Below are 24,828 nucleotides of genomic sequence, written 5' to 3'. Positions count from 1 at the left end.
TTCGGTGGCAGCCCCGGCTCTCTGGGACCCTAGAACGTGGACCGGAAGAGTTGGAGTTTCCATGCCTGCCCACAGACAGCCTGACAACCATCCTGCGGTGACCGCCCTGACCTGGTCAGGAGGTGTGCTGGCCTGGCTCGTGGCCGCCGCCGTCGCAGCGCCGTCCACCGGTCTGCCACTGGCCGTCGTGCTGCCCGTGACCCTGATATTCGGGGCTCTGGTGGTCGTGGCCATCCGCAGCACGGTCGCCAGCGCGCGCGGCACTGCCGGCCGAGTCGCCCTGGCCGTCGCCATCGGCCTGCTGGTCGGCGAACTGGCCGCGATGACACTCTTCAGCAACGCGATCTCGCAGCGCATGGCCGGCGAGGCCGCGACCCGCGCCGCGGGCACACCGGCGGTGACCGTCGCCCAGGGGCAGCTGAACGCGTTACGTGCCGGCCGCGGCACCCTGGACGCGGCTGTCGACTCCGCCCGGCAGCGCCGTGACGACGCCCAGGTGGTGGCGCGCTGTGAGTACCACCCGACGCCGGCGTGCGCCCAGCAGCCCGTCACCGGCGTGCCCGGAGACGGCCAGATCACCCAGAACACGCAGGACATCCTCGAGCACGACCAGCGTGAGCTCGACGCTGCGCTCGCCGCACGCAACGAGCAGGCCCCGGCCCTCGACGCGCAGATCGCCGATGCCGAGCACGCGGTGACGGCGGCGCGCGCTGCCGCGGGCGTCGGCGTGGACCGCGGCTTCGGCGCGCGGTGGGTCGCGATGAACGGCTACACCATCGAAACGCCCGCGGCCCTCGTGGCGCGCATCGCCGTCATCGGCGTCTGCGTGCTGCTGTACCTGCTGCCGATGCTGCTGCACGCCCGGCAGGACCGGACCCTGCGTGAGCGCCACGACGAATCGCGGCTGAAGGCCGAACTGCGCGCCGAGACCGCCATCGCCGTCAAGCAGGCCGAGGTACGGGCCGAAGCCGAAATTCTGAAGGCCGAGCATCAGCTGGCCGCCATGCGCCTGGCACTGGAAACCGACGCCGAGATCAATCGCGAGTACCACCGGCAGCGGGTGGCAGAAGCCCGCACCGGCGAACCGGCACCGCCCGCCCTGGGAGCGCCGACCGCCGAGGCACTGCGTCCGTCCACTGCCCAGCCGCAGCCGATGTACTCCGACTGGGATGAACTCACGGCGTTCCCCGACCCGCAGCGGCGATCGCTGAGCGCCGCCCCGTCTGCGCCGGAGCCCGAAACCGGCAGCGCCCCAGCCGAACCGGCGGTTACGTCCGAACTCGTCCCGATCGACGGCGAGGTTGCCGAGAACCTGCCGGTGCCGGCGACATCGCAGCCCGCCGGTGGCCTGACTCTGCCCCAGCTACCCGATCTGACCAAGGTAGCGGCGCGCCTACTGCGTCCGCTGATGGCACCGGTGGCGCCGGTCGTCGACCGCGTCATCGACACGTCGGTGCAGCAGCTGCGGTCAGCGCAGAAGGTCATCGAGGAATTCGAGGAGATCACCTTCACGCTGCGCCGCACCTCGCGGACCACCGTGAGCGACAGCGCGCACGAGCAGTCATCGGGTCCGCGCGGGGCGGATCAGAGCCAGGCGCTCGGCCAGGGTCAGGGCGGTCATCCGCGCGTCGAACCCCAGTGGGCGGCACCGCAGATGAACGCCACGTTCGCGCCGAACGCCCCACTGCGGGGCGTCGACCACACCGCGCTCGGCGGCAGTGACACGACGATCATCGACGCCGCCGACGAGCGCCGTCAGCTGGGGGAAGGCCGCCGCGCCATCGAGCCGTAAACCCGCGATTTGTGCACGATTTCGGTCGCTCAGCGGACCTTATCGTGCACAAATCCCTAGGGCAGCGAGCGGTTCAGCCGTTCGGTGGCGGTGAGATAGTCCTCGATGAACTCGCGGACCACTTCGCGGGCGGGCTTGACCTTGTTCATCAGGCCGACGCCCTGTCCCACGAAATAGGTCGCGAGTTGCTGAGCACCCGGATGGCCCTGGGCGGCAAGCCGATCGATGCGCCGGATCACCGGCTCGCTCAGCATGTTCTGCAGCGGTAACGGAAGCGGTTTGCGGCCACCGTCTTTCGGCGCCCAGGCGTCGGTCCAGTCGGAAACCAGCTGACGGGCCGGCTTGCCGGTTCGCCCGGCCGACCGCACGGTGTCCCGCGAGCTGGCGGCGAGCATCTTCTGTTTGGTGGCCGGCGCAGTCTCGGCTTCCTCGGTGGTCAGCCACACCGAACCGGTCCACGCGCCGGCGGCGCCCAACGCGACCACAGCCGCCATCTGCCGCCCCGTGACGATGCCACCGGCCGCCAGCACGGGAATCTCACTGCCGATCGCCGCCAGCGCGTCCAACACTTCGGGCACGACCACCAGCGTCGACACCTCACCACAGTGCCCGCCGGCTTCGGTGCCCTGCGCGACGATGATGTCCACGCCGGCTGCGACCTGTTTGACGGCGTGCTCCTTGGCGCCGACCAGCGCGGCCACCGGAATCCCCCGCTCGCGGCCCGCCTCGATCATGTAATCCGGCGGCACCCCAAGGGCATTGGCGATCAGCTTGATGGGGTGGCTCAGCGCCACGTCGAGCAACTCGTGGCCGGTGTTGCCGGACAGCACCGACCCGCCGGTGCGGGCCTTGTCCTCCGGCTCGATGCCGTGCTCGACGAGCAGCTTGGTGACGAATTCCCGGTATTCCGAGGGGATTCGGTCCGCCAGCTGGCCGTCGGAGAGATTCTCGCCCTTGCCCTCGAACTTGGCCGGCACGATGATGTCAGCGCCGTACGGCCGGCCGCCGACGTGATCATCGATCCAGGCCAATTCGCGATCCAGCTGCTCGGGCGTATACGCCGTCGCGCCCAGCACACCGAAGCCGCCGGCGTTGGTGACGGCGGCGACCACGTCGCGACAATGGCTGAAGGCGAAGAGCGGGAAATCGATGCCGAGCTGTTCGCAGATACGAGAAGTCACCCCGTCAGTTCTGCCACTCCAACTTGACGGGTGTCAAGAGCCTGCCCGATCAGGGCAGTTCAAACGGCAACTCCACCCCGGCGTGGGCCAGGCAGTGGGTGCAGGCACGTTCGGCGGGGACCGTGGCGAGAGCCTGCTGCACGAGCGCCTTGAACATGGGCGTGTTCCGCTCGAACTCGGCGAACACATCAACCGTGGTGACGCCGGCGCCGGCCTCGATACCGGCATCCAGATCGGTAACCAAAGCTATTGCTGCATAACACATCTCGAGCTCACGAGCCAGGACCGCCTCGGGGTAGCCGGTCATGTTCACCAACGTGAACCCCTGGGTCGCGAACCACTGGCTCTCGGCCCGGGTGGAGAAGCGGGGCCCCTGGATCACGACCATGGTGCCGCCGTCGACGACGCCCGGCTGCTCGGCTGCCACGGCCCGCAGCGTCGGGCAGTACGGATCGGCGAAGCCGACATGGATGCCGCCGGCATCGAAGTAGGTGTCCTCGCGGCCACGGGTGCGGTCCACCAGCTGATCAGGCACGACGACGGCGCCGGGGCCCAGGTCCGCGGTCAGGCTGCCGACGGCGCAGGGCGCGAAAATCCGCCGCACGCCCAGCGACCGCAACGCCCACATGTTGGCCCGGTACGGCACGGTGTGCGGCGAGTACTCGTGCTTGACCCCGTGCCGCGGCAGGAACGCCACCTCGTGGCCGCCGACGGTCCCGATGGTGATGGGCGCGCTCGGCGCACCGTAGGGCGTGTCGACGCTGACCGTGCGCGCGTCGTCGCCGAAGAACGTGTAGAAACCGCTGCCGCCGATAACTCCCAGCATCCGTTATTCGGCGTCGGTCTCGGGGGTATCCGCGGTCTCGGGGGTATCCGCGGTCTCCGGCTTCACCGCCGTGACCGGAGTCGGCGCGGGCACCTCCGCGTCGTCTCCGGTCTCGTCCGCTACCTCACTGTCCAGTTCCAGCTGCGCCCGAGCGCGCCGGGCGCCGTCGCGGATCTCGAATGCGTCGGTGGCCAGGGCGCCGATGGAGCTCGCCACATCCTTGACCGCGGTGACGATGATGTTGGTGACCTCACCGACAGTGCCAGCGACCGCTTCGACGGATTCCTGAACGACGTCTTTGCGAATCTCGTTCTTGCTGAGCCGATCCTTCATGCCGATAAGTGTAGGGGCGTGGGACGATTGCGCGCGTGGCCAGTCTTTCGCAGTGGATAGAGGGCGCCCGACCGCGGACCCTGCCGAATGCCGTCGCTCCCGTGCTGGCAGGCACCGGTGCCGCCGCCTGGGTCGGCGGTGAGGTGTGGTGGAAAGCGGCTCTGGCCCTTGTGGTTTCGATTTCGCTGATCATCGGCGTCAACTACGCCAACGACTACTCCGACGGCATCCGCGGCACCGACGACGACCGGTCCGGACCGGTCCGCCTGGTCGGAGCCAAATTGGCTTCGCCGCAGGCAGTGCTGGCGGCGGCCGTGATCAGCCTGTGCATCGGCGCCGGAGCCGGCCTCGCGCTGGCCCTGGTGAGTCAGCCGTGGCTCATCGCCATCGGTGCGGCGTGCATCGCCGGAGCCTGGCTGTACACCGGTGGCACCAACCCCTACGGCTACCGCGGGCTCGGCGAGGTCGCGGTGTTCGTGTTCTTCGGCCTGGTCGCGGTCCTCGGCACCCAGTACACGCAGGCCCTGCGGGTCGACTGGGTGGGACTCGTTCTCGCGATCGCGGTCGGGTCGCTGTCGTCGGCGGTGCTGGTGGCCAACAATCTGCGCGACATCCCCACCGATCAGGTGTCGGGCAAGATCACCCTGGCGGTTCGGCTGGGCGATACCCGGACCCGGCAGCTGTTCCAGGTGCTGGCGCTGCTGCCGTTCCTGCTGACCGCGGTCCTGACGCTCGCCACGCCCTGGTGCCTGGTCGGCTTCGTGGCGGCGCCGCTCGCGGTTCGCGCGGCGAAGCCGGTGCGCTCAGGTCTCGGCGGCCGTGAGCTGATCCCCGTGCTCAAGGACACCGGGCTGACGATGCTGGTGTGGGCCGCCCTGATCAGCGCGGTGCTGGTGATCAAGCCCTGACGCCGGCGCGGCGTCAGTCGTCGGAGGAATCCTCGCCGTGCAGCCGGGCCCGCAGCTGCTCGCGCTCGGCACGACGGCGCTCATCGACGGCGGCGATCCCGGCGGTGGCCCGGCGGCGCAGCGGCGCAAAAAGCCAGATGCCCAGCGGCATGCCGATAACCAGCGCGAACAGCAGCGCCACCATGGCCGGGAAATCACGAATACCCAGCAACGCGACGACACCGAAAATCGCGCCGGCAATCACGGCTACCAGCAGCAGGCGGGCGAGCGCGTAGAGAAAGACATCGAGCAGCAAACGTGGCATGGAGGGGGTAGCTGGCGCATCAGACACCGCACGAGTTTACCGACGGACGCGTATATTCGAATAAAGGAGGTTTTACGTGCAGTTCCTGCTCCTGATCACGCTGCTGGCACTGTTGGCCTACGTCGGCTGGCGCGCCACCCGCACCACCGTCGCGCGCCCGACCACTCGTGTCATCGGTCCCGACGACGATCCTGAATTCCTGCGCCGCCTCGGTTCCTAGCGCACTCTCTACAACGACAGCGGAAATCCGTCGGCGACTGCCACGGCCAGTTCCAGCAACGCGTCCCTGGTATCCGGCCGGAGCCGGTCCAGACTGATCTCGGCACCCTCCTCCAGGTGCGGATCGAACGGCACCAACTGCACCGCCCGGCAGCGGCGGCCGAAATGGTCGACCACCTTGCGCAGGTCGACCTTGCCGGACCGCGGGCGCACCGCGTTGACCACCGCGACGGCGTTGCGCACCAACTCCTGATGACCATGGGCATCGAGCCAGTCGAGCGTCGCCGCCGCACTGCGTGACCCGTCGACCGAGCCCGAGCTGATCACGACGAGCACGTCAGCATGGTCGAGCACCGCTCCCATCGCCGAATGCAGCATGCCGGTGCCGCAGTCCGTGAGCACCAACCGGTAATACGGCTCCAACACCGCCAGTGTCCGGGAGTAGTCCTCCGAGCTGAACGCCTCCGACACTGCCGGATCACTCTCCGAGGCCAGTACCTCGAGGTCGCTCTCGCCGCGCGAGGTGTAGTTGCGGACGTCGCTGTAACTGGAGATGCCCTCGGCATCGCGCAGGAGGTGACGAACCGTCGCCGGCGTCTCCAGCGGCACCTTCTGGCTGAGGGTGCCGCGGTCGGGGTTGGCGTCCACCGCGATCACGCGGTCGCCACGGATCGACGCGAACGTCGCACCGAGCGTCGCGGTGATGGTGGTCTTGCCGACGCCGCCCTTCAGAGACAGCACGGCGATTCGATAGCAGTCCCGCAGCGGCCGGTTGATCTGCGCGGTCAGCCGGGTGCGGTGCAAGACCTTGGGGCTCTCGCCCGGATTGAGCAGCGTGCCCGTCGCGTAATACAGCGCTTTGCGCCAGCCAGTCGAGGGCGCGCGGCTCGGCCGGCTCAGGAGTGCGACGGTCGCGGGGTCCAGACTCCGCGGCCTGGCGGGCTTCGGTTGCACGACGGGAGTCACCGCATGCGCGATGACGATGCGGGCCTCCGGCGCCGCAGCGGGCGTGGCGGCGGCGACTGGGCCGGCCGGATCCCTGAACCGGCCCTGGGCGCGGAACGAAGACACGATCAACCGCTACATCTACTCATCGGCTCAGCCACGGTATCCAATTGTCGGCTCAGCCGACGCCGGCGTACGAGTGCAGGCCGACGGTCACCAGGTTGATGAAGAACAGGTTGAACACCATCGCGACGAAGCCGACGACGTTGATCCACGCGGCCTTCTTGTCGCGCCAGCCCGCGGTGGACCGGGCGTGCAGGTACGCGGCGTAGACGACCCACGCGACGAACGACACCGTCTCCTTCGGGTCCCAACCCCAGAAGCGGCCCCATGCCTCCTCGGCCCAGATCGCGCCGAAGATGACGCCGAATCCGAAGATCGGGAACGCGAAGATGGTGGTCCGGTACGCGAGGCGGTCCAGGGTCTGGGCATCGGGCAGCCGCTGGATCATCTGGCCGAAGCCATTGTCCTGAGCCGCCAGCGGAGACATCTTCAGCAGGAAGAGGATGCTCGCCACACCCGCGACCAGGAACACGCCGGAGCCCAGGCTGACGACCGAGACGTGGATGGGCAGCCAGTACGACTGCAATGCGGGCATCACCGGCGCGGCGTTGGTGTACAGGTACTTGACCGACACCGCCAGCAGGATCAGTTCGGGCACCAGGACGAAGACCCACAGCGCCCGGAACTGCGGCTTGCGCAGCACGATCGAGGCGGCGACCAACCCGCAGAAGCTGGTCAGGTTGATGAACTCGTACATGTTGCCCCACGGCACCCGCATGGTGGCCAGACCGCGCAGCACGATGCAGACGAACAGCATCGCGATACCGACATACACCAACGCGAGCCCGACCCGGCCGATCCGCTCGTCAACCGTTCGGGTGGGTTGGTCGATGATCACGCCGGGGGTGGCGCTGTTCGCGCCCACGCCCGCACCGACCAGCTCCCGGGACTCGACCTTCCGGCCACGGCTCGACGCCAGCTCGACGGCCAGCAGGACGAATGCCAGGCACAGTACCGTCCAGGAACTGAAGAACGCCCAGTCCGAATACCGGGCCAGGTCGATGTCGATGTGCTCTGTGTTCATGCGCGATCCGCCTTCGCTCTTCGCTGACCGTTCACTAGTCCTCCTCAGCCCTCACGAGCCGCGCGGTGAGCTTCTCGAACTCGTCGCCCCACCCCGAGTTGTCCGTGCGGGCCAGGCCGCCGAGCTCGACGTTGACGGTACCCGGCCCGGCCGACACCATCCGAATCCAAACCCGCCGGCGGCGCACCACCAACGACACCAGCAGCCCGGCCATCATGGTCAGCGCGAACACCAGGACCCACACCTGCGCCGGGTCGTGCGAGACCTGCACGTTGATGAACGGCACGGCGCCGTCGAACTTGATGACGGTGCCGTCGTCCAGCTTGGTCTGCTCGCCGGCCTTGAGGTTGACGCGCGCCTGCTTGGTGAGGCGCTTCTGCTCGATGAGGCTGGGGTCCAGCGAGAACAAGGACTGCGGCTTACCGCTGTCCAGCCCGGTGTCGCCGCGGTAGATGTCGATGGCCACCGCGGGCGCGTTCATCGCCGGGAAGCTCGAGGACAGCAGCTTGCCGTCGAGTTCGGCGGTCGGGGCGAACAAACCCTGGATGGCGATCTGATGCTTGCGCCGCTCGCGGTCGTCGGGATAGCTGCCGCCCGGCGGGTCGACGCGCACGACGCCCGACGACAGCAGCGTCAGCGCGTTCTCCGGCTTCCACTGCACCGTCGAAGTGCGGGTCTGCCCGTTCGGGAACGTGACGGTGAAGGTGGGCGCGTAGCCGTGGCCCTGCAGGTAGATGCGCTCACCGCCGATCCGCAGCGGGTGGTTGACCTCGAGCCGGTACGGTCGCCAGGTCCCGCTGGCCAGGTCCGCGCCGTCCTGGTAGTCGACGTTCGCCGCGAACGCCGTGGCCTGCCCGCTGGGCAGGTACCGGGCGTCGAAGTCGTGCACGCGCAGACAGCTGGGGTGCAGCGCGGTGCCGTCGACGACGTTGCCGGCGCGGAACGAGTCGAACGCCGCGGGCGAGGCCGAACAGAACCCGGGACCGCCGTCGGCGATGACGATGACGTTGCCCTCGTAGCCGAACATCTTGCCGAACGCGATGGCGACCAGCAGGCCCAGCAGCGAGAAGTGGAAGACGATGTTGCCGAATTCGCGCAGGTAGCCCTTCTCCGCTGAAATCTCTGTGATTTCCGCGCCACCGTCGTCCATTTTCCTGGTGGTCTGGCGCCAACCCTTGAGCCGCTTGGCAATCCGCTCGGCGACTGCGTCCGGCGCACCGGGGACGGTGGCTTCGGCATGCTTGGGCAGCCGCGCCAGGTTACGCGGCGCGGGCACGGGAACAGCCCGCAGGCTGCGGACGTGCTCGAGCATACGAGGCGTCAAGCAGCCCACGAGGGAGATGAACAGCAACACGTAGATCGAGGTGAACCAGAAGCTGGAGAACACCGAGAACGCCTGGACCTTGTCCAGCCACGGGCCGATGGTCGGGTGCTGGGCCAGGTATTCGTCGACCTTGCCGGCGTTGAGCGAACGCTGCGGCAGCAGCGCGCCCGGGATGGCTCCGAGGGCCAGCAGGAACAGCAGCACCAGCGCGGTGCCCATCGACGTCAGCGTTCGCCAGGTGTTGCGGAACAACGCCGCCACCCGCGAGATCGGGCCGGGGCGGCGGGTTTCCGGGGATTTCACGGCTTTCACGTCTTCGGGCGCGGAAACGTCGGTCATATCGGCAGCCTCACGTTGCTCACGAAGGCGTCACGCACCCACGAGGTGAAGTCGTTCCATACGCCGGTGACCAGCGCGGTGCCGACGACGATCAGCAGCAGCCCGCCGAAGATCTGGATGGCGCGGGTGTGCCGGCGCAGCCAGCCCAGGCCTTGCACGGCGCGGGCCGAGCCGAAGGCCAACAGCACGAACGGAATTCCGAGCCCGAGGCAGTAGGCGACCACCAGCGCGATACCCCGGGCGACGCTGGCGCCGTCACTGGCCGAGGCCACCGCGACGACCCCGGTGAGCGTGGGGCCCAGGCACGGCGTCCAGCCCAGTCCGAACACCGCGCCCAACAGCGGCGCGCCGACGACCGTCGACACCTGGCGCGGCGTGAACCGCACCTGACGCTGCAGCGCCGGCACCAGCCCGATGAACACCAGGCCCATGAGCACGGTGACGACACCGCCGATGCGTTGCAGCAGAAGCTGATTGACGATGAGCGTCGTGGTCAGGCCGAGCACCGCGACGGCGCCCATGAGGAACACCGCGGTGAATCCCGTGACGAACAGCGCCGCCGCGCCGGCCACGCGCCAGCGGGCGGTACGCACTTTGATGGACCCTGCCGTGGCTTCCGTTTCTTCCACCCCGACGACGGCGGCCAGATACGACAGATAACCGGGCACCAGCGGCACCACACAGGGCGAGGCGAACGACACCAGCCCGGCCAGGACGCTCACCGCGATGGCCACCAGCAGTGGTCCGGCCGCTGCGGTTTCGGCGAAGGAGTTCATGCGCGATCCGCCTTCGGCTGCTCGCTGACTGTCATGCCTTGACCTCTTTGGCGAGTCGCTCGACAACAGGCTTGAGGTCGTCGGCCAGCAGCTCCCGCAGGAACACTGCGGCCACCCGGTGCTGACGGTCCAACACCAGCGTCGACGGGATGACCGTCGTCGGGTACTTGCCGCCGAACGCGATCATGGTGCGCATGGCCGGGTCGTAGATCGACGGGAAGGTGACCTTGTGGTCGACGACGAAGTCGACGGCGGCCTGCCGGTTGTTGTCGCGCACGTCGATGCCGAGAAACGCGACGCCCTGCGCCTTGGTCTGCTCGTACACCTTCTGCAGTTCGGAAATCTCCGAACGGCACGGGCCACACCACTGGCCCCACACGTTGATCACCACGACCTGGTCCGAAAAATCGTCCAGGGAAACAGTTTTCGACGGATCGGCGAGCGACGGACCGCGAATCGCACCTGGCTTGCCGCGATTCGACGACGGGTCGTAGAAGATGTCGGTCTTGCCGCCGGGCGCCACGAACTCGAAGGTGCCGCCCTGGGCGACGGCGTCGTCACCGGTGGAGCAGCCGACGAGCAACACGGCCGTCGTCAGGACGGCCGTCATCACTGCCCCGGCGCGGGCCACCAGCGAGATCACTGTCCGGCCAGCTCCGAGTATCCCCAGCCCACCATCTGGTCACCGTGGAAGTGGAAGGACGTCACCGACGCCAGGTTGCACATCCGCCTGGTCGGGAAGTGGTGCAACTTCTTGCCGAGCATCGCGCGGCGCAGCGTCTCCACGGGCAGCTGGTGGCTGACGCATACCGCCTCATGCCCCATGCCCTTGATCCGCGCTCGGTCGACGGCGGCGGTCATCCGCTCGGCGATGTGCTGGTAGGGCTCGCCCCACGACGGGGTCTTCGGATTCCGCAGGTGCCACCAGTTGCGCGGGTCGCGCAGGGCGCCGTCGCCAGGCGAAACTCGCTGTCCCTCAAATACATTGAGCGACTCGATGAGTTCGGGGTCAGTATCGATGAACAGACCGTGCCGGGCCGCGATCGGCGTCGCGGTCTCCTGCGCCCGCTCCAGTGGCGAGGCCACCACGTAGACGATGTCGCGCTCGGCCAGCCAGCCGGCGACCGCCTCGGCCTGCGCTTGCCCACGCTCGGAGAGATGGAAATCGGGCTTGCGGCCGTACAGGATCTTGTCGGGGTTGTGGACCTCGCCGTGCCGCATCACGTGCACGATCGTCTTGTCGGTCATGCGGGCTCCTGAGCTTGGGCGGCGGCCTGCGCGGCGGCGGGCAGCGCGGCGGCGATCCGGTCGAACGCAGCGTCGTCGAGTGCGGCCGAGACGAACCAGGTTTCGAAGGCACTGCACGGCGGGTAGACCCCGGCGTCCAGCAGGGCGTGGAAGAACGCCGGGTAGCGCCAGGTCTCGGTGGCCTTCGCGGTTTTGAAGTCGACGACGTCCCCGTCGCCGAAGAACACCGTCAAGAAGTTGCCGGCCCGCGAAATGCGGTGCGCGACAGATGCTTCGGTGAGCGCATCGGACAGCAGGCCCGACAGCCGGTCGGCGTTCACATCCAGGGCGCGGTACACCGCGTCGTCGGCGGCGCGCAGTGTGGCCAGGCCCGCGGCCATCGCCACGGGGTTACCCGAGAGCGTCCCGGCCTGATACACCGGACCCAGCGGAGCCAGGCGTTCCATCACCTCGGCGCGGCCGCCGAATGCTGCGGCCGGCAGGCCGCCGCTCATGACCTTGCCGAAGGTGAACAGATCGGCGGCTACCGGATCGAGGCCGTACCAACCACCACGACTGACGCGGAAGCCCGTCATCACCTCATCGATGACGAGCAACGCGCCGTGCTCGGCGGTGATCTGCCGCAGCGCGGCGTTGTAGCCCTCGGCCGGCGGGACGGTGCCCATGTTGCCGGGGCTGGCCTCGGTGATCACGCAGGCGATCTGGTCACCGTGCTGAGCGAACACCGCGCGCAGCCCATCCACGTCGTTGTACGGCAGCACGATGGTGTCGGCGGCCGCCGCACCGGTGACGCCGGGAGACGACGGCAGGCCCAGGGTCGCGACGCCGGAGCCGGCGTCGGCCAGCAGGGCATCGCTGTGGCCGTGGTAGCAGCCGGAGAACTTGATGATCTTGGGCCGGCCGGTGAAGCCGCGAGCCAGCCGGATGGCGCTCATGGTGGCTTCGGTGCCGGAGTTCACGAAGCGGATGCGCTCGACCGGAGCGACCCGGTCGATGATCTCGCGGGCCAGTTCCGTCTCCGCGGGCGTCGGGGCGCCGAACGACAAACCATTGACGGCGGTGGTCTGCACAGCCTCGACCACGGCGGGGTGGGCGTGGCCCAGGATCATCGGCCCCCAGGAGCACACCAGGTCGACGTAGCGATTGCCGTCGGCGTCGGTCAGCCAGTAGCCATTGGCCGAGGTGATGAACGCAGGGGTGCCGCCGACCGAACTGAAGGCCCGCACGGGCGAGTTGACCCCACCCGGGATCACGGTCGACGCGTCGGCGAACAGTTTCGCGGAGACGTCGGTAGAGCGCATGACCACCAGTGTCCCAGCCCGGCGCGAATGGACCAACTACAGGGTGTAGGAGGGGGTGGGCGGCAGCCACCCGAAGTCACACGTGCCCCACCGGCCCCGGGGGTCGAGGACGGGTGGTGTGCCCACCTTCTCGATCCTGGCCACACGGCGATATTCGGGCTCGATTTCCGCCACCTGGTCAGGTTCGCCTCAGCGAACGGACCGCCGGGGCGGCAATGTCGGGCGTGACCCCGCCCGCCCTACTTCTGCGGCGTCAGCTTGAACACCGGGTGGTCGGCGTCGTCGGGCAGCTCGCGCCAGTACTCCTCGACCACCTTGCCCGCCAGCGGCCGGTACACCGCGATGATCGGCGCCCGGTCCGCGACCGGTACTTCACTGGCCACGTAGTTCGCGTTGCCGAGCGCCACCACCGGGTTCTCCCGGACGTTCTTCACCCAGGCCGATTCGCCGCGCGTCGACACCAGGTACTTCACGCCGTCCACCTCGGGGACGACGACCGGGATGCGCTGCGGCAGGTGGTTGGAGCTGCGGGTGACCGTCAGCGTCTGGCTGCCACCGATGCCGGTCAGCCGCGCAATCGGGTTGACGATGTGGACGACGAACCACGGCGGCTTGAGGTAGGCCTTCGAGTTGGGCACAGCCAAAGCGTATGGCTATACCGCACTCAGCGCATCGTCCAGAATGTCCAGGCCGCGCTTGGCGTCGTCGATGCTGATGTTGCACGGCGGCACCAGGTGGAAGCGGTTGTAGTTCATGAACAGCAGCAGGCCGTTCTGCTTGGCCCGCGCGTTGATGGCGCCCATCTCGGGAGACGACCCGCCGTACGGCGCCAGCGGCTCCTTGGTGGCCCGGTCCTTGACCAGCTCGACGGCCCAGAACACACCGAGACCGCGCACGTCGCCGATGATGTCGTGCTTCTCGGCCAGCGCCGCGAGCCCGGGACCGAAGACGTCGGTGCCGATCAGCTCGGCGTTCTCGACGATCTTCTCGTCGTGCATCGCGGTGATGGTCGCCACGGACGCCGCGCATGCCAGCGGGTGGCCCGAGTAGGTGAGCCCGCCGCCGTAGGGCTGCTCCATGAACCGCTCCAGGATCTTGTCGCCGACGATGACGCCGCCGAGCGGCACGTAGCCGGAGTTGACGCCCTTGGCGAACGTGATCAGGTCCGGGGTGACGCCGTAGTTATCCAGCGCGAACCACTTACCGGTGCGGCCGAAGCCGGCCATGACCTCGTCGAGGATCATCACGATGCCGTACTGGTCGCACAGCTCGCGCACGCCCTGCAGGTAACCGGTCGGCGGCGGCATGATGCCGACGGTGCCGGGCACCGACTCGAGGATGATCGCGGCGAACGCAGTCGGGCCCTCGAATTCGATGACCGACCGCAGGTGCGCGAGCGCGCGCTCCGACTCTTCCTCCTGCGTGAGCGAACCGAACTGGCTGCGGTAGAGGAACGGGCCGAAGAAGTGCGTGGTGCCCTCGGTGCCGTAGTCGTTGCCCCAGCGGCGGACGTCGCCGGTGAGGTTGACTGTGAGCGCGGTACCGCCGTGGTAGCTGCGGTAGGTCGACAGCGTCTTGTAGCGGCCGGTGTACACGCGGGCCATGCGGATGGCGTGCTCGACGGCGTCGGCGCCACCGTTGGTGAAAAACACTCGGTTGAAGCCTTCGGGGGCGACCTGGCAGATCAGGTCTGCGGCGGTGGCGCGGGCCTCGTTGGCGTGCTGCGGCGCGATGGTGCACAGCTTGGCGGCCTGTTCGGCGATGGCCGCGACGACCTTGGGGTGCTGGTGACCGATGTTGGTGTAGACGAGCTGGCTGGAGAAATCGAGGAGACGGTTGCCGTCACCATCGATGAGGTAGCTGCCCTCGGCGCCGGTGAAGACCAGCGGATCGAGCTTTCCCTGGGCCGACCACGAGTGGAATACGCGGCTGCGCTCCAGGTCATAGATCCGGCGGGCGTCAGCGTTGGCGGGCGCAGGCATGCGTTCCTCCTCGAAGATGAAATCAGTGGGTTACGGGCTGGTGTGCGGTACGGCACCGTCACCGCTACCGACCGGTAACATTACTCGCTGCCCTGGCTGCCCCAGTCACGATGGCGCACGATGGGGACATGCAGATTCCGCAATCGGTGGCCCGCTTCAACCGTCGGGTCACCAACCCCATCCAACGGCTGTGGGCCGGCCGCGCGCCGACGTTCGGCATCCTCGAGCACGTCGGGCGTAAGTCCGGCAAGACCTTCCACACGCCGCTGACGGTGTTCACCACCGCCGACGGCTTCGCCATCCTGTTGACCTACGGCCCGGACCGCGACTGGCTCAAGAACATCACCAAAGCGGGCGGCGGCAAGATAACCCGGCGCGGTCAGACGGTCGACGTCGTCGACCCACGGGTGGTGAGCAAGGAGGACGCCGCTCCGCTCATCACCGGTTCCTTGCGGAAAGTGTTTCCGCGCTTGCCTTTTGAGCAGGCAGTGCTGTTGCGCCGCGCCTAGGGCGTTTCGTCGAGCACCTGCTGCACCACCCGCATGGCACTGAGCGCCGCGGGCGCCCCGCAGTAGCCCGTGGCGTGGATGATCGCCTCGACGATCTCCTCACGGGTGAGACCGTTGTTGAGCCCGCCCCGGACGTGACCGGCGAGTTCTTCATGGGCGCGCAGCGCCGTCAGCATGCCGAGGTTGAGCAGGCTGCGGTCGCGACGACTCAGGCCCGGCCGGTTCCACACCGCATCCCAGACATGTTCGGTGACGAAGCGCTGGATGGATTCCGACTCGGTGCCGCTGGTACGCGCCAATGCGCGGTCGACGAACTCGTCGCCCATCACCTGGCGGCGGGTGGTGATCCCGGCGTCGAACGCCGACTCTGGCTCGCTGCTCATCCTGCTGACCGTACGCGGAGCGCTGATTGCCGGGAGCCCTGGGTGATCGAGGTGGGCGCCGAGAAGGCGGTCGCGCATTGCCTTTTCGGTCGTCGGTCGCGGATGACGATTCGGACTTCAGCCTGCAATCCGCGCCAGCTTGGGGTAGGCAGACGTTCCGCCTTCGGACTCCCAGCGCTCTTGCGCCGTGGCCGCCTGAGCGCGCCTGCTCCGGTCTCGGGAACTGATCATGAGCAGCCCGTCGACCGTGGCCGCGTTTTCCGGCTGGGCTGCGGCCATCATCGTGGTGTGGGCGTCGTCGGGGTCCGTGCGTGGCGGGATAACCAGCAGTATCAGCCGGTCCCGGTCGTCGTCGAGGCCGCGAACCTCAATGGTGTTGAGCGGCTGACGTCGGTACCCGTCCAGGCGTACCGCGCGACCACCGGTGGTGAGCTTGCGGGGTGCATTCGCCCAGGCGCCCAGGCGATACGACACGCGGTCGATGCGGCCCAGCCGCACCGACAGCACGGCCAACAGATCCGGCAGCTCGGCGGCGAGGTCATCGCTGTGCGGCCACCATGCCCCATCGACGTATCCGCCATGTGGCGCTTTGGATTTCAACCGAAGTCGCGGTGTGTGCGCGGGCACGGTGCCGTTCTGGTCGTTCTTGCGAGTGTGTGACGTCATGACGACGCTCCCTTCGTTACTTCTCCGGTGTCGGCGCGATCCCACTGGGTCGTTGAGCTGTCCAGCGCGGACCGGTTCCTCGTTGTGGTGCCTGCCGGCCGGTCATCGCCGATATCAGCCGGCGTCGACACCGGCCGCGCTTGGGGTGACGCGGCACGATGCTTGTTGCGGCTGTTGCTCGCCAGCCACGCGCAACCCGCGATGAGCACCATCGCCACGAAGGCGACGAAAACCACGAAAACTGTTTTGCTGGTAGCCATTTCGGCTCCTAAGGTTGACGACGGGACGGAAATGTGTACCCGCATCACCGGCTATCTGCCGTGGGTCACGCCAGATCCACGGCGCGACGCGGCGCGCACCACGGCCGATCCAGATGACAATCATGACGGCGCCTCAATCCGGTGCTATATGTCCAGTAGACGCGCCGATCCCACCAATGTCAACAGCGTAGAACTACGATATAGGCTTACACTGAAGCGATGTCGGAGAGACACGTCCGGAGAGCGGTGCTTCAGCCATGACGCCGCCAAGAGCTCGATCACGTCCGGGACGCATGACCCAGGGCACCGCCTCGATCACAGAGGACGGCGCAAGCCGGCCGATCACCCGCGCGGCGGTCCTGACCAGTGCGCTGGAAATCATCGACCGTGACGGTGTCGACGCACTGTCGATGCGCCGCCTCGGCGAGGCCATGAGGCGTGACCCGATGGTGCTCTATCGGCACGTGTCGAACAAGGCAGCCGTGCTCGACGGTGTGGTCGAGATGATCTTCGAGCAGCTGTCACTGGACACGGCGGCGACGGACTGGGCTGCCGCGTTACGCAAACTCGGCCATGACTTCCGCGAGCTGGCGCGCGCGCATCCCAACGTGGTGCCGCTGCTGGTCACCCGTCCCCTTGCCACGCCGCTCGGGATGCGGCCACCGGGCATCCTGCGGCACCTCGAAGAGGTGCTCGCACTCCTGACCGAGGCAGGCTTCAACGGGAACGACGCGCTTCACATGTACCGGACGCTGTTCGGGTTCCTCTACGGACATGTCCTGACCGAACTGCAGGAGATCATCGAACGTCCCGAGGAAACCGATCATGTGTTGCGGCTCGGGCTCTACCGGCTGCCGATCGACCAATTCCCCCACCTGCGAGACCTCGCCCCGACGTGGGCCCGCTATGACGGGCGGGCCGAGCTCGACCTGGGACTCGACATCTTGCTCAGCGGGCTCGGTTCCCGATTCGGCGTACCACGGCCTGCGGCCGATTCGCCATAAACCACCAGAAACGGAGGTGATCCAGATGGCGATCACCGAGGTAGCCGAATACGCCCATCTCAGCGAGGCAGACCTGGACGCGCTGGGCGCCGCGCTGGATGACATCCGTCGCGACGTCGAGAATTCGCGTGGCGCACCCGACCGGGCATACATCCTGCGCGCCATCGTGTTTCAGCGCTGCCTGGAACTCTCCGCCCGGCTGATCATCGCCGCCAGCCGCGGCAAGGTCGGGTCCGCGCTCGGCACGACAGCACTGGCCACGGCCAAGGCCATCGAGAACATGGAACTCGGCCACAACATCTGTCATGGTCAGTGGGATTGGATGAACGACCCGGAGATCCACTCCAGCACCTGGGAGTGGGACATGGCCGGTGTCTCCGCGCAGTGGCGTTATGCGCACAACTACCGCCACCATATGTTCACCAACGTGATCGGTATGGACGACGACCTCGGGTACGGCATCATGCGGGTCACCCCGGACCAGCCGTGGAGACCCAGCAATCTGCTGCAGCCGCTGCGAAACGTCATGCTGGCCGTCATGTTCGAATGGGGTATCGCCCTGCAGGGTTGGGAGTCCCAGCAGAAGGCCTTGACCACTCGCGCCGAGAGATCCGCCCACACCCGGGCGCTGGTCCGCAAGATCGCCCGCCAGGCCGGCAAGGACTATCTGTTCTTCCCCGCGCTGAGCGTTCGCCGCTGGCGCCGCACGCTCACCGCGAACGCGGTCGCCAACCTGGTGCGCAACGCCTGGGCCTACGTGGTGATCTGTTGCGGTCATTTCGCCGACGGCACACAGAAATTCACGCCCGCGGCCTTGGACGACGAGACCAAACCCGAATGGTATTTACGACAGATGTTGGGCACCGCGAATTTCCACGCGGGGCCGGTGTTGGCCTTTCTCAGCGGAAACCTGTGTTACCAGATCGAGCATCACCTGTTCCCCGACCTTCCGAGCAACCGTTATGCCGAGATCGCCGTTCAGGTTCGGGTCGTGTGCACTCGATTCGGCCTGCCCTACACAACCGGACCGCTCGCTCTTCAATATCTCCGCACCCTGCGCACCATCGTCACGCTCGCGTTGCCGGATCACGTTGCGTCCGAGCGGGTCGGCGCATGCGCTAGCTCGTAGACGAGCCGGCGCGGTGCAGATCGTAGTCGGCATCAGGGCAATCGCACCGCCGTTGGTGGGCCAGCCGGTTGTCCCGGCAGCAGTCGACAAATCGTGCTCGGCGGCGAATCTTCTCGGTGGCCCGGCGGCCGTCTGCGGCGCGGCTCGCCGCAGGCTCACCAGTCGCCAGGAACTGCCTTATCGCCGCGCACAACACCATCGCGGACATCAGGGCCTCGCAAGTGCAGTAGCCGAAACGATCATGTCAGCGACATCGTGGACGGTCATTGTCCTCCGACCTCACCTATCCCCGATATCCAGTACACGCCCGCCGCCGCGGCGCTGTCAACGCCGACGCCACCGGTGGCCGAACACCCACGTTCCGGCGTAGCCGGGGAAGGCCAAATCCATTGCCGCCACCACTACCCCACTTCCCAGCGAAGAGCCGACCAGAACCGGCCCGAGTGTGCGGAGTTCGATTCCACCATACGTCGCAACCGCCCGGTCAATTGCTGCGAATTCGTGCGCGCAACACTGTGCGAATTCAGCAAATATCCACGCCACCGAAGGTCGAGATATCAACCCGCACAACAGGATTGACTTTCACGAATTGGCTCGCCGGGCACCCCGAATTGTGGTTAGCTACCCATGGCAACAAAGGAACTGCGCAGGTTCATTGCGCTTCCTACGGGGGTGGGAAACATCATTACATTTGCCGGCACCACAACGAACGAACGCGTAGTCACCTGGGCCATTCATCGGATGGTTCCGGCCGCGCTTGTCGCACTGTGCCTCTGGCGCATCTTCGGTGGTCTGGATCCGACCGTCCGATTCTTCGACGACTTCTTCTATTACCTTAAGGCCGCCCAGAACTGGGTCGACGGCGCCGGCTCCACATTCTTCCCCGGTGAATCCACCAACGGATATCACCCGCTGTGGTTCTTGTGGTTGTCGGCGCTCTATGCCGTCACCGGCGGCGGTCCGGCATTCTTTGCCGGCGTCGACATCAGCGTAACGATTCTGCTGATCGGCTTCTTCTTCCTGTTCGAGCGGTTCCTGCTGCAGGTGACGGGCCGCCGGTTGCCGGCCGCCGTGGGCGCTGCCGTCGCCGCCGTCGTGATCGCGCCGTTCGCCGCGTGGGGACTCGAGATGGCCCTGACGGTCTGCCTCGCCGCGGCGCTGCTCATGCATCTCACGCGCAGGCCGCTCGCCGAGCAGTCCACCAGATACGCCGCTGTCGCGGGACTGCTGTGCGCCCTCATGGCACTGGCCCGTCTGGACTCAATTGTGTTGGTGCCGTTGCTGTTAGCGGCTATCGCACCCACCTGGGGGTGGCGGCGCACGCTGGCAGGAGCGGCGGGTGCGTTTCCGCTGGGGCTGTACGTCTGGTTCAACGAGGTTTTCTACGGCCACCTCAGCACGACGTCGATGGCCGCCAAGTCGCTCGGCACCTATCTGCCGCCGAACCTGCACTTCGTGTCCGTCGACATGCCGTTCCCCGGCGCGAACGCGATGCAGCTGGCCGCCGTCGTGGCCGTGGTCGTCACGCTGGCCCGCCGGATCGAGAACCGGGAAGCCCGCCGGGTCGTGCTGGCACTGGCAACGGCCCCGGTCGTGCAGGCGGTCCTGCAATCGGTCATGAGCGGCTGGATGATGTTCTGCTGGTACTTCTACTTCGAGAACATGGCGCTCGGTGTGGCCGCCGCGCTGGTGGCTGTCGAACTGACCCGGTCACCGTCGAGGACCAGGCGTGTCGGTGTGCCGGTCGGGGTGCTGACCCTGGCGGTACTGTGCGCGACAGTCACCTTCGAGGCGCAGCCGCTGCCCGTGCAGGGCGGTATTTCCCAAGCGGCACACCAACTCAGGGACTTTGCGGAGCAGCATCCGGGCGTCTACGCCATGGGCGACGCCGCAGGGACGCCCGCCTGGCTCATGGCTCAGCCGGTGGTGCACCTCGAAGGGCTCATGATGTCCCACGGGTTCCTGAAATTCATCCGGGAGCAGCGACCGTTGTGGACGGTGTTCAAGCGGTACGAGGTCAACTACTACGTCGCGGTCCGGCCGGAGTTCACCGACGACTCCGGGTGCCGGCATTACCGCGAGCCCAATTCCCGGCAGTCGTCGTCCCGGGCCCCGGCCATGTCGATGACGATCTGCCAGCAGCCGCTCCACGAGATCCGCGCCGGCTCGTATCACATGCGCATCTACCGCATCGACCCCGCGACCGGCTTGCCCGACTGACCCTGCAACGCCGACGGCAGACTCGGCACGAAATGCCTTGTGGCGAAGGCACGGATGTCGTCAGCGCTGTCCAGCGCCTCGACGCTCGGCAGCAGCAGCACCATCGCGGCGTAGCGCAGGATGGTGTCGGCCAGGTCGTTCACCGCCTGCTCGCCGATCCGGTCGGCGAATCCGTCGGGGAAGATGACCCGCAGCGCCGCCGCCATCCGGCCGACCGCGGCGCCGTAGTGCCGTTGCATGAGTTCGATGACGAGAGCGGGTTCGTCGATCATCATCCGGTTGAGCACCCGGTGCCGCCGGAATCGCAGGATCGACAGGGTGAACGCCTCGACATACAAATTTGATTGCGGCCCCGCGGCTTTCAGTTCGCTCGCGATGTCGTCGAACAGCTCGACGTTCTCCCGTTCGACGACGGCGGCCACCAGCTCGTCCCGGTTCGCGAACCGCCGGTAGATCGTGGTGCGGCTGACGCCGGCCCGGCGCGCGACATCATCGAGCGCAACGCGACGGAAGCCGTGCTGCTCGAACTCGACGAGCGCGGCGTCAAGGATCGCGGCCGTCGCGTCACCGGGCACGCGCGTAGCCCTTTTGCGCAAACGTGTTGTACCGCACCGACATGGGCAGCCGGTCCCACACCCAGTTCACCGGCTTGGTGCGCCAGGCCGCCGCGAACAGCTGGTACGCGCGCTCCTGCCGGTCGGTCCAGGGCAGCTCCAGCAGATCGCGCGCCCGCGGCGGGAGGCCACCGGTGGTCAGGAACGCCGCGACGGGGTTGAACACCACCGAAATCACGCGCCACAGCGCCGGGTTGACGGCCTTGGGCGCCGGAAAGCCCTTGGTCACATAGCCGACGCCGTACCGGGCCGTCTTGTGCGGCACCGCAACCTCGTTGAGCATCCGGTCCCAGTACTCCTCGAATTCGGCGTAGGTGGCCGGCATCGGCCGGTCGCTCACACCGTAGCGGCGGTACCAGGTCTTGGACTCGAGGTAGATCTGTTCCTTCTCGGCGTCGCTCAGCCGTTTGACGAAGGTGTCCGCGAAGTACAGCACCTGCTCGACGAACGTCGCATGCGCCCAGTAGTACGTCTCGGGGTCGAGCGCGTGGTAGCGGCTGCCGTCCGGCATGTCGCCTTTGATCTCGCGGTGGAAGTCGCGGACCTGGGTCCCGGTGTTGGCGTCATCGGTGCCGTAGACAGTGCGGAAGATCGGCGGCAGCGACCGCTTGATCCGGGCCGAGGTGTCGGCGAAGAACACGGAATGGTCCAGGACGCCCTGGCCGAGCTGGGCCAGCATGTTCTGCAGGACTGCCGGCCGCGGGCCGATCAGGTACATCCGGTTGTCGCCGAAGTACTTCCACACCAGTGACTCCGGCCCCAGTGGCAGGGCGTCGACCTGCCCCGTCGCTCCGCTCGCCCCGTCGACTTTCCCCGTCGCTCCGCTCGCCCCGTCGACAAGCTCCGACTGCTCCACAAGTTCGGTCATGCGGAACAGTGTTACAAATTTTGCACTATGTAACAACACCCATTTGTCGCGAGCGTGCGTGCTGTACGCGACCCGCCGCCGTTCCCGGACCCGGTGCGCACGTTCAGCGGCCGCGAGCGCGACGAAATTGCCGACATGACCCCGCGTGTTGCGCGCAGACACGCACGCTCGAGCGAGGAGGAAAGCTACTTGAGCGGCAGCCCCGTGATTGCCCGGGCCATCACGAGCCGCTGGATTTCGCTGGTGCCCTCGAAAATGGTGAAGATCTTCGCGTCGCGGTGCCAGCGCTCCACCGGGTAGTCGCGGGTGTAGCCGTTGCCGCCCAGAATCTGAATGGCCTCGTCGGTCACGTAGACCGCGGTCTCGCTGGCGACGAGCTTCGCCATGGAGCCCTCGGCGTTCTCGAACGGCTTGTTGTTGCGCGCCATCCAGCCGGCCCGCCACACCAGCAGCCGGGCCGCGTCGACCCGGGACTTCATATCGGCCAGCTTGAACGCGATGGCCTGGAAATCACCGATCTTGCGGCCGAACTGCTCGCGCTCCTGCGCGTACCCCAGCGCGTATTCGTACGCCGCGCGAGACACTCCCAGCGCCATGGCCCCGACCGTCGGCCGGGTCCGCTCGAACGTCTTCATCGCCACCTGACCCGCGGAGCTCTTCCCCTCGCGAGTCCGGGCCACCCGCTCCTCGAACTTCTCCCGGCCGCCGACGATCAGCCGGCCCGGCAGGCGGACCTCGTCGAGCACGACCTCAGCGGTGTGCGAAGCCCGGATGCCGTGCTTCTTGAACTTCTGGCCCTGGCTGAAACCCTTGGTGCCCGGCGGGATGATGAAGCTGGCCTGGCCGCGCGAGCCGAGTTCCGGGTACACCGAGGCGACGACGATGTGCACGTTGGCGATGCCGCCGTTGGTGGCCCAGGTCTTCGTGCCGTTAAGGACCCACTCGTCAGTCGCCTCGTCATAGCGGGCGCGGGTGATGATCGCCGAAACATCCGATCCCGCACCGGGTTCCGACGAGCAGAACGCCGCCAGCTTGGGCTCGTCGATGGTGCCGAACATCTGCGGCAGCCACTCGCCCATCTGCTCCATGGTGCCGTTGGCCGCCAGCGAGGCCGCCGCCAGACCAGTGCCCATGATGGACAACGAGATTCCGGCGTCGCCCCAGAACAGCTCTTCGACGGCGACGGGCATGCCGAGCCCCGTCGGCTCCGCACTCTGGGTGGCAAAGAACTCCATGGAGTACAGGCCGACCTTGGCCGCCTCCTGGATGATCGGCCACGGCGTCTCCTCGCGTTCGTCCCACTCCTCGGCAGCCGGGCGGATGACACCGGCAGCGAACTCGTGGACCCAGTCGCGGACCTGGCAGACGTCAGCGGACAGTTCTAACGAAAAAGACATGGGCGACACACTACTTGGCGCGCCGCCACCTCGCCGTACCTACTACGGCGAGCACCCCGGCCAGGGTCGCCAGCAACAACGACAGTGTGATGAACGACGGGTCATAGAGCACCGACGTCTTCACCGGCTCGCCGGGGATCACCGGCGCCACATCGGCGACGGACGACGCAGCCAGCCAACTCACCACGGAGCCGACGGCCGCCAGCACGGCCAGCACCAGTGTGCCGGCCGCCACGACCCTGCTGCCGCTCATTCGTCGTCGTCCTCGCCGAGCTCGCGCACACCCAGCGCCTCCAGCTGGGCACGCAACCCGCGGTGGCGGCGGGCCCAGGCCTGGCCGCTGCGCTCACCGGTCAGTTCGAGGCCGATCCCCGTGCGCCCGCGCGGGACGCCCGTCAGCTCCCCGAACGCCCGGTAGGACTGCCAGCGCGGTACGTCGGCGCCGCGGGCCTCGGGAAACATCCCGATCATGTCCGCGACGCGGATGGACTCGGTGCCCTCGCGCAGGTACTCGGGGGTGAGCTCGACCGACGTGTGCAGGCGCGCGGCCTTGATCTGCAATCCGATGAACCCCGTCACCAGCACCAGGAACACCACCGGGACCAGCGGGTCCAGCCGATGAGCCGACCACAGCTGCATCGCGGCGATGGAGCCGCCGGAGAACGGGCCCAGCAGCAGCCACCACCAGCTGGCACCGACTTCGTGGAAGAGCACCTGGTCGGCGTCGGTGTCCGTCGGCGCATCCGTCATGCGTTGGCCTTTCCGTCGAACCAGGACTGCGCCGGCGGGCGGGTGATCGAGACCGTCCCGGCGATCAGCGGCAACAGGGCCACCAGCGACAGCAGCTGCGCCACGCCGAGCAGCGCGAGGAGGCCGACGACGATCACGACCGCCATGGACAACGCCACCGCGGCCCGGCGAAACCTGTTGTCACCGCGCCGGGCGCGCCCGGCGGAGAAGGCCATGGCGGCGCCGGCGACGGCCGTGATGGCCCCGAAGCCCACAACCAGGTTCCGGTAGGCGGGCGGCACCTCGGCAGTGGCGGTCAGCATCCCGCCGACCATCAGCAGCACCGCGGCCACCACCCAGCACCAGAACGCGACCGTGACAGCCCGCGGTCGGGCAGGCGAAGAAGGCGTGGGCTCAGTCATAT

29 protein-coding genes are annotated in these 24,828 nt (G+C 67.6%); 7 read left to right on the top strand and 22 right to left on the bottom strand.

Annotated features, from left to right (window positions below):
• Nucleotides 1-97: 97 nt before the first annotated feature.
• A complete protein-coding gene (locus tag AC3WTE_RS15995) occupies nucleotides 98-1,792 on the top strand; it encodes a DUF4407 domain-containing protein (RefSeq protein WP_492438956.1) in 1,695 nt (564 codons plus the stop codon).
• A 56-nt stretch (nucleotides 1,793-1,848) separates the two neighbouring features.
• Here AC3WTE_RS15995 and AC3WTE_RS15990 read toward each other — a convergent pair whose 3' ends face one another.
• The 3 genes from AC3WTE_RS15990 to AC3WTE_RS15980 are packed head-to-tail and all read right to left on the bottom strand — an operon-like array spanning nucleotide 1,849 to nucleotide 4,132.
• Nucleotides 1,849-2,973 carry an NAD(P)H-dependent flavin oxidoreductase gene (locus AC3WTE_RS15990; RefSeq protein ID WP_492438955.1) on the bottom strand — a complete coding sequence of 375 codons (1,125 nt, stop codon included), beginning with the start codon at nucleotides 2,971-2,973 and terminating at the stop codon, nucleotides 1,849-1,851.
• A gap of 49 nt (nucleotides 2,974-3,022) precedes the next feature.
• Nucleotides 3,023-3,799, bottom strand: a complete 777-nt coding sequence (locus AC3WTE_RS15985) for an S-methyl-5'-thioadenosine phosphorylase (RefSeq protein ID WP_492438953.1) — start codon at nucleotides 3,797-3,799, stop codon at nucleotides 3,023-3,025.
• A gap of 3 nt (nucleotides 3,800-3,802) precedes the next feature.
• Nucleotides 3,803-4,132 carry a hypothetical protein gene (locus AC3WTE_RS15980; RefSeq protein WP_492438951.1) on the bottom strand — a complete coding sequence of 110 codons (330 nt, stop codon included), beginning with the start codon at nucleotides 4,130-4,132 and terminating at the stop codon, nucleotides 3,803-3,805.
• Between the two features lie 35 nt (nucleotides 4,133-4,167).
• Between AC3WTE_RS15980 and AC3WTE_RS15975 the strand changes: the two genes are divergently transcribed.
• Nucleotides 4,168-5,040: a 1,4-dihydroxy-2-naphthoate polyprenyltransferase gene (locus AC3WTE_RS15975; RefSeq protein WP_492438949.1), complete on the top strand. Its 873-nt coding sequence runs from the start codon at nucleotides 4,168-4,170 to the stop codon at nucleotides 5,038-5,040.
• A gap of 13 nt (nucleotides 5,041-5,053) precedes the next feature.
• On the opposite strand, the gene AC3WTE_RS15970 is transcribed toward AC3WTE_RS15975, so the two are convergent.
• The gene (locus tag AC3WTE_RS15970) at nucleotides 5,054-5,371 is read right to left on the bottom strand and encodes a DUF4229 domain-containing protein (protein WP_492438948.1); all 318 of its coding nucleotides are present in this window, start codon (nucleotides 5,369-5,371) and stop codon (nucleotides 5,054-5,056) included.
• A 49-nt stretch (nucleotides 5,372-5,420) separates the two neighbouring features.
• Between AC3WTE_RS15970 and AC3WTE_RS15965 the strand changes: the two genes are divergently transcribed.
• Nucleotides 5,421-5,564, top strand: a complete 144-nt coding sequence (locus AC3WTE_RS15965) for a hypothetical protein (protein ID WP_459366805.1) — start codon at nucleotides 5,421-5,423, stop codon at nucleotides 5,562-5,564.
• An 8-nt stretch (nucleotides 5,565-5,572) separates the two neighbouring features.
• Here AC3WTE_RS15965 and AC3WTE_RS15960 read toward each other — a convergent pair whose 3' ends face one another.
• From AC3WTE_RS15960 to AC3WTE_RS15920, 9 genes are all read right to left on the bottom strand, one after another.
• A complete protein-coding gene (locus AC3WTE_RS15960) occupies nucleotides 5,573-6,634 on the bottom strand; it encodes a MinD/ParA family ATP-binding protein (RefSeq protein WP_492438946.1) in 1,062 nt (353 codons plus the stop codon).
• 52 nt (nucleotides 6,635-6,686) lie between these two features.
• Nucleotides 6,687-7,655: a c-type cytochrome biogenesis protein CcsB gene (gene ccsB, locus AC3WTE_RS15955; protein ID WP_492438944.1), complete on the bottom strand. Its 969-nt coding sequence runs from the start codon at nucleotides 7,653-7,655 to the stop codon at nucleotides 6,687-6,689.
• 34 nt (nucleotides 7,656-7,689) lie between these two features.
• Nucleotides 7,690-9,198: a cytochrome c biogenesis protein ResB gene (locus tag AC3WTE_RS15950; protein WP_492439196.1), complete on the bottom strand. Its 1,509-nt coding sequence runs from the start codon at nucleotides 9,196-9,198 to the stop codon at nucleotides 7,690-7,692.
• Nucleotides 9,199-9,314: 116 nt separating this feature from the next.
• Nucleotides 9,315-10,094: a cytochrome c biogenesis CcdA family protein gene (locus AC3WTE_RS15945; RefSeq protein WP_492438943.1), complete on the bottom strand. Its 780-nt coding sequence runs from the start codon at nucleotides 10,092-10,094 to the stop codon at nucleotides 9,315-9,317.
• Nucleotides 10,095-10,125: 31 nt separating this feature from the next.
• Nucleotides 10,126-10,704, bottom strand: a complete 579-nt coding sequence (locus tag AC3WTE_RS15940; protein ID WP_492439194.1) for a TlpA disulfide reductase family protein — start codon at nucleotides 10,702-10,704, stop codon at nucleotides 10,126-10,128.
• 29 nt (nucleotides 10,705-10,733) lie between these two features.
• Nucleotides 10,734-11,342, bottom strand: coding sequence for a histidine phosphatase family protein (locus AC3WTE_RS15935; protein ID WP_492438941.1), 609 nt, complete (start codon nucleotides 11,340-11,342; stop codon nucleotides 10,734-10,736).
• Nucleotides 11,339-12,643, bottom strand: a complete 1,305-nt coding sequence (hemL, locus tag AC3WTE_RS15930) for a glutamate-1-semialdehyde 2,1-aminomutase (RefSeq protein WP_492438939.1) — start codon at nucleotides 12,641-12,643, stop codon at nucleotides 11,339-11,341. The genes AC3WTE_RS15935 and hemL overlap by 4 nt, the downstream gene beginning before the upstream one ends.
• 239 nt (nucleotides 12,644-12,882) lie before the next feature.
• A complete protein-coding gene (locus AC3WTE_RS15925; RefSeq protein ID WP_492438938.1) occupies nucleotides 12,883-13,281 on the bottom strand; it encodes a pyridoxamine 5'-phosphate oxidase family protein in 399 nt (132 codons plus the stop codon).
• A 15-nt stretch (nucleotides 13,282-13,296) separates the two neighbouring features.
• Nucleotides 13,297-14,625 carry an aspartate aminotransferase family protein gene (locus AC3WTE_RS15920; protein ID WP_492438936.1) on the bottom strand — a complete coding sequence of 443 codons (1,329 nt, stop codon included), beginning with the start codon at nucleotides 14,623-14,625 and terminating at the stop codon, nucleotides 13,297-13,299.
• A 128-nt stretch (nucleotides 14,626-14,753) separates the two neighbouring features.
• Between AC3WTE_RS15920 and AC3WTE_RS15915 the strand changes: the two genes are divergently transcribed.
• A complete protein-coding gene (locus AC3WTE_RS15915; protein ID WP_492438934.1) occupies nucleotides 14,754-15,134 on the top strand; it encodes a nitroreductase family deazaflavin-dependent oxidoreductase in 381 nt (126 codons plus the stop codon).
• Here AC3WTE_RS15915 and AC3WTE_RS15910 read toward each other — a convergent pair.
• The 3 genes from AC3WTE_RS15910 to AC3WTE_RS15900 all read right to left on the bottom strand — a co-directional run bounded on the left by AC3WTE_RS15910 (nucleotide 15,131) and on the right by AC3WTE_RS15900 (nucleotide 16,443).
• Entirely contained in the window at nucleotides 15,131-15,517 is a 387-nt protein-coding gene (locus AC3WTE_RS15910) for a carboxymuconolactone decarboxylase family protein (protein WP_459366816.1), read from the bottom strand. The genes AC3WTE_RS15915 and AC3WTE_RS15910 overlap by 4 nt on opposite strands.
• A 117-nt stretch (nucleotides 15,518-15,634) precedes the next feature.
• Nucleotides 15,635-16,183: a DUF5994 family protein gene (locus AC3WTE_RS15905; protein ID WP_492438932.1), complete on the bottom strand. Its 549-nt coding sequence runs from the start codon at nucleotides 16,181-16,183 to the stop codon at nucleotides 15,635-15,637.
• The gene (locus AC3WTE_RS15900) at nucleotides 16,180-16,443 is read right to left on the bottom strand and encodes a hypothetical protein (protein WP_492438931.1); all 264 of its coding nucleotides are present in this window, start codon (nucleotides 16,441-16,443) and stop codon (nucleotides 16,180-16,182) included. The genes AC3WTE_RS15905 and AC3WTE_RS15900 overlap by 4 nt, the downstream gene beginning before the upstream one ends.
• Before the next feature lie 293 nt (nucleotides 16,444-16,736).
• Between AC3WTE_RS15900 and AC3WTE_RS15895 the strand changes: the two genes are divergently transcribed.
• From AC3WTE_RS15895 to AC3WTE_RS15885, 3 genes are all read left to right on the top strand, one after another.
• A complete protein-coding gene (locus tag AC3WTE_RS15895) occupies nucleotides 16,737-17,447 on the top strand; it encodes a TetR/AcrR family transcriptional regulator C-terminal domain-containing protein (protein ID WP_492438929.1) in 711 nt (236 codons plus the stop codon).
• Nucleotides 17,448-17,472: 25 nt separating this feature from the next.
• On the top strand, nucleotides 17,473-18,576 hold the full coding sequence (locus tag AC3WTE_RS15890) for a fatty acid desaturase family protein (protein ID WP_492438927.1): 1,104 nt from the start codon (nucleotides 17,473-17,475) through the stop codon (nucleotides 18,574-18,576).
• Nucleotides 18,577-19,248: 672 nt separating this feature from the next.
• Nucleotides 19,249-20,796 (top strand): hypothetical protein, encoded by a 1,548-nt coding sequence (locus AC3WTE_RS15885; protein ID WP_492438925.1) that lies wholly within the window; start codon nucleotides 19,249-19,251, stop codon nucleotides 20,794-20,796.
• Here the strand turns inward: AC3WTE_RS15885 and AC3WTE_RS15880 are convergent.
• From AC3WTE_RS15880 to AC3WTE_RS15855, 6 genes are all read right to left on the bottom strand, one after another.
• Complete coding sequence (locus tag AC3WTE_RS15880) at nucleotides 20,760-21,371, bottom strand: TetR/AcrR family transcriptional regulator (protein WP_492438923.1); 612 nt, start codon at nucleotides 21,369-21,371, stop codon at nucleotides 20,760-20,762. The two genes, AC3WTE_RS15885 and AC3WTE_RS15880, sit on opposite strands and share 37 nt — an antisense overlap.
• Nucleotides 21,361-22,278, bottom strand: a complete 918-nt coding sequence (locus AC3WTE_RS15875) for an oxygenase MpaB family protein (RefSeq protein WP_492438921.1) — start codon at nucleotides 22,276-22,278, stop codon at nucleotides 21,361-21,363. The genes AC3WTE_RS15880 and AC3WTE_RS15875 overlap by 11 nt, the downstream gene beginning before the upstream one ends.
• Nucleotides 22,279-22,463: 185 nt before the next feature.
• Nucleotides 22,464-23,675, bottom strand: coding sequence for an acyl-CoA dehydrogenase family protein (locus AC3WTE_RS15870; protein WP_492438919.1), 1,212 nt, complete (start codon nucleotides 23,673-23,675; stop codon nucleotides 22,464-22,466).
• Between the two features lie 10 nt (nucleotides 23,676-23,685).
• Nucleotides 23,686-23,928 carry a hypothetical protein gene (locus AC3WTE_RS15865; RefSeq protein ID WP_492438917.1) on the bottom strand — a complete coding sequence of 81 codons (243 nt, stop codon included), beginning with the start codon at nucleotides 23,926-23,928 and terminating at the stop codon, nucleotides 23,686-23,688.
• Nucleotides 23,925-24,425, bottom strand: a complete 501-nt coding sequence (gene mce1N / locus AC3WTE_RS15860) for a transport-regulating membrane protein Mce1N (protein ID WP_492438915.1) — start codon at nucleotides 24,423-24,425, stop codon at nucleotides 23,925-23,927. The genes AC3WTE_RS15865 and mce1N overlap by 4 nt, the downstream gene beginning before the upstream one ends.
• Nucleotides 24,422-24,826 carry a hypothetical protein gene (locus tag AC3WTE_RS15855; RefSeq protein ID WP_492438913.1) on the bottom strand — a complete coding sequence of 135 codons (405 nt, stop codon included), beginning with the start codon at nucleotides 24,824-24,826 and terminating at the stop codon, nucleotides 24,422-24,424. The genes mce1N and AC3WTE_RS15855 overlap by 4 nt, the downstream gene beginning before the upstream one ends.
• Between the last annotated feature and the right edge of the window lie 2 nt (nucleotides 24,827-24,828).

Source organism: Mycobacterium sp. FW102-FHT13B02 (genome assembly GCF_058790275.1).
The sequence above is the reverse complement of the archived record's forward strand: the minus strand, read 5'-3'. Positions and strand labels throughout refer to the sequence as shown.

What these genes read in the sequence shown, in the direction of transcription:
- AC3WTE_RS15875 (WP_492438921.1), bottom strand. Translation starts at nt 22,278, where the DNA reads ATGACCGAACTTGTGGAGCAGTCGGAGCTTGTCGACGGGGCGAGCGGA.
- AC3WTE_RS15920 (WP_492438936.1), bottom strand. Translation starts at nt 14,625, where the DNA reads ATGCCTGCGCCCGCCAACGCTGACGCCCGCCGGATCTATGACCTGGAG.
- hemL (WP_492438939.1), bottom strand. Translation starts at nt 12,643, where the DNA reads ATGCGCTCTACCGACGTCTCCGCGAAACTGTTCGCCGACGCGTCGACC.
- AC3WTE_RS15940 (WP_492439194.1), bottom strand. Translation starts at nt 10,704, where the DNA reads ATGACGGCCGTCCTGACGACGGCCGTGTTGCTCGTCGGCTGCTCCACC.
- AC3WTE_RS15855 (WP_492438913.1), bottom strand. Translation starts at nt 24,826, where the DNA reads ATGACTGAGCCCACGCCTTCTTCGCCTGCCCGACCGCGGGCTGTCACG.
- mce1N (WP_492438915.1), bottom strand. Translation starts at nt 24,425, where the DNA reads ATGACGGATGCGCCGACGGACACCGACGCCGACCAGGTGCTCTTCCAC.
- AC3WTE_RS15950 (WP_492439196.1), bottom strand. Translation starts at nt 9,198, where the DNA reads ATGGGCACCGCGCTGGTGCTGCTGTTCCTGCTGGCCCTCGGAGCCATC.
- ccsB (WP_492438944.1), bottom strand. Translation starts at nt 7,655, where the DNA reads ATGAACACAGAGCACATCGACATCGACCTGGCCCGGTATTCGGACTGG.
- AC3WTE_RS15905 (WP_492438932.1), bottom strand. Translation starts at nt 16,183, where the DNA reads ATGACGTCACACACTCGCAAGAACGACCAGAACGGCACCGTGCCCGCG.
- AC3WTE_RS15985 (WP_492438953.1), bottom strand. Translation starts at nt 3,799, where the DNA reads ATGCTGGGAGTTATCGGCGGCAGCGGTTTCTACACGTTCTTCGGCGAC.
- AC3WTE_RS15915 (WP_492438934.1), top strand. Translation starts at nt 14,754, where the DNA reads ATGCAGATTCCGCAATCGGTGGCCCGCTTCAACCGTCGGGTCACCAAC.
- AC3WTE_RS15865 (WP_492438917.1), bottom strand. Translation starts at nt 23,928, where the DNA reads ATGAGCGGCAGCAGGGTCGTGGCGGCCGGCACACTGGTGCTGGCCGTG.
- AC3WTE_RS15910 (WP_459366816.1), bottom strand. Translation starts at nt 15,517, where the DNA reads ATGAGCAGCGAGCCAGAGTCGGCGTTCGACGCCGGGATCACCACCCGC.
- AC3WTE_RS15945 (WP_492438943.1), bottom strand. Translation starts at nt 10,094, where the DNA reads ATGAACTCCTTCGCCGAAACCGCAGCGGCCGGACCACTGCTGGTGGCC.
- AC3WTE_RS15895 (WP_492438929.1), top strand. Translation starts at nt 16,737, where the DNA reads ATGACCCAGGGCACCGCCTCGATCACAGAGGACGGCGCAAGCCGGCCG.
- AC3WTE_RS15935 (WP_492438941.1), bottom strand. Translation starts at nt 11,342, where the DNA reads ATGACCGACAAGACGATCGTGCACGTGATGCGGCACGGCGAGGTCCAC.
- AC3WTE_RS15980 (WP_492438951.1), bottom strand. Translation starts at nt 4,132, where the DNA reads ATGAAGGATCGGCTCAGCAAGAACGAGATTCGCAAAGACGTCGTTCAG.
- AC3WTE_RS15900 (WP_492438931.1), bottom strand. Translation starts at nt 16,443, where the DNA reads ATGGCTACCAGCAAAACAGTTTTCGTGGTTTTCGTCGCCTTCGTGGCG.
- AC3WTE_RS15870 (WP_492438919.1), bottom strand. Translation starts at nt 23,675, where the DNA reads ATGTCTTTTTCGTTAGAACTGTCCGCTGACGTCTGCCAGGTCCGCGAC.
- AC3WTE_RS15890 (WP_492438927.1), top strand. Translation starts at nt 17,473, where the DNA reads ATGGCGATCACCGAGGTAGCCGAATACGCCCATCTCAGCGAGGCAGAC.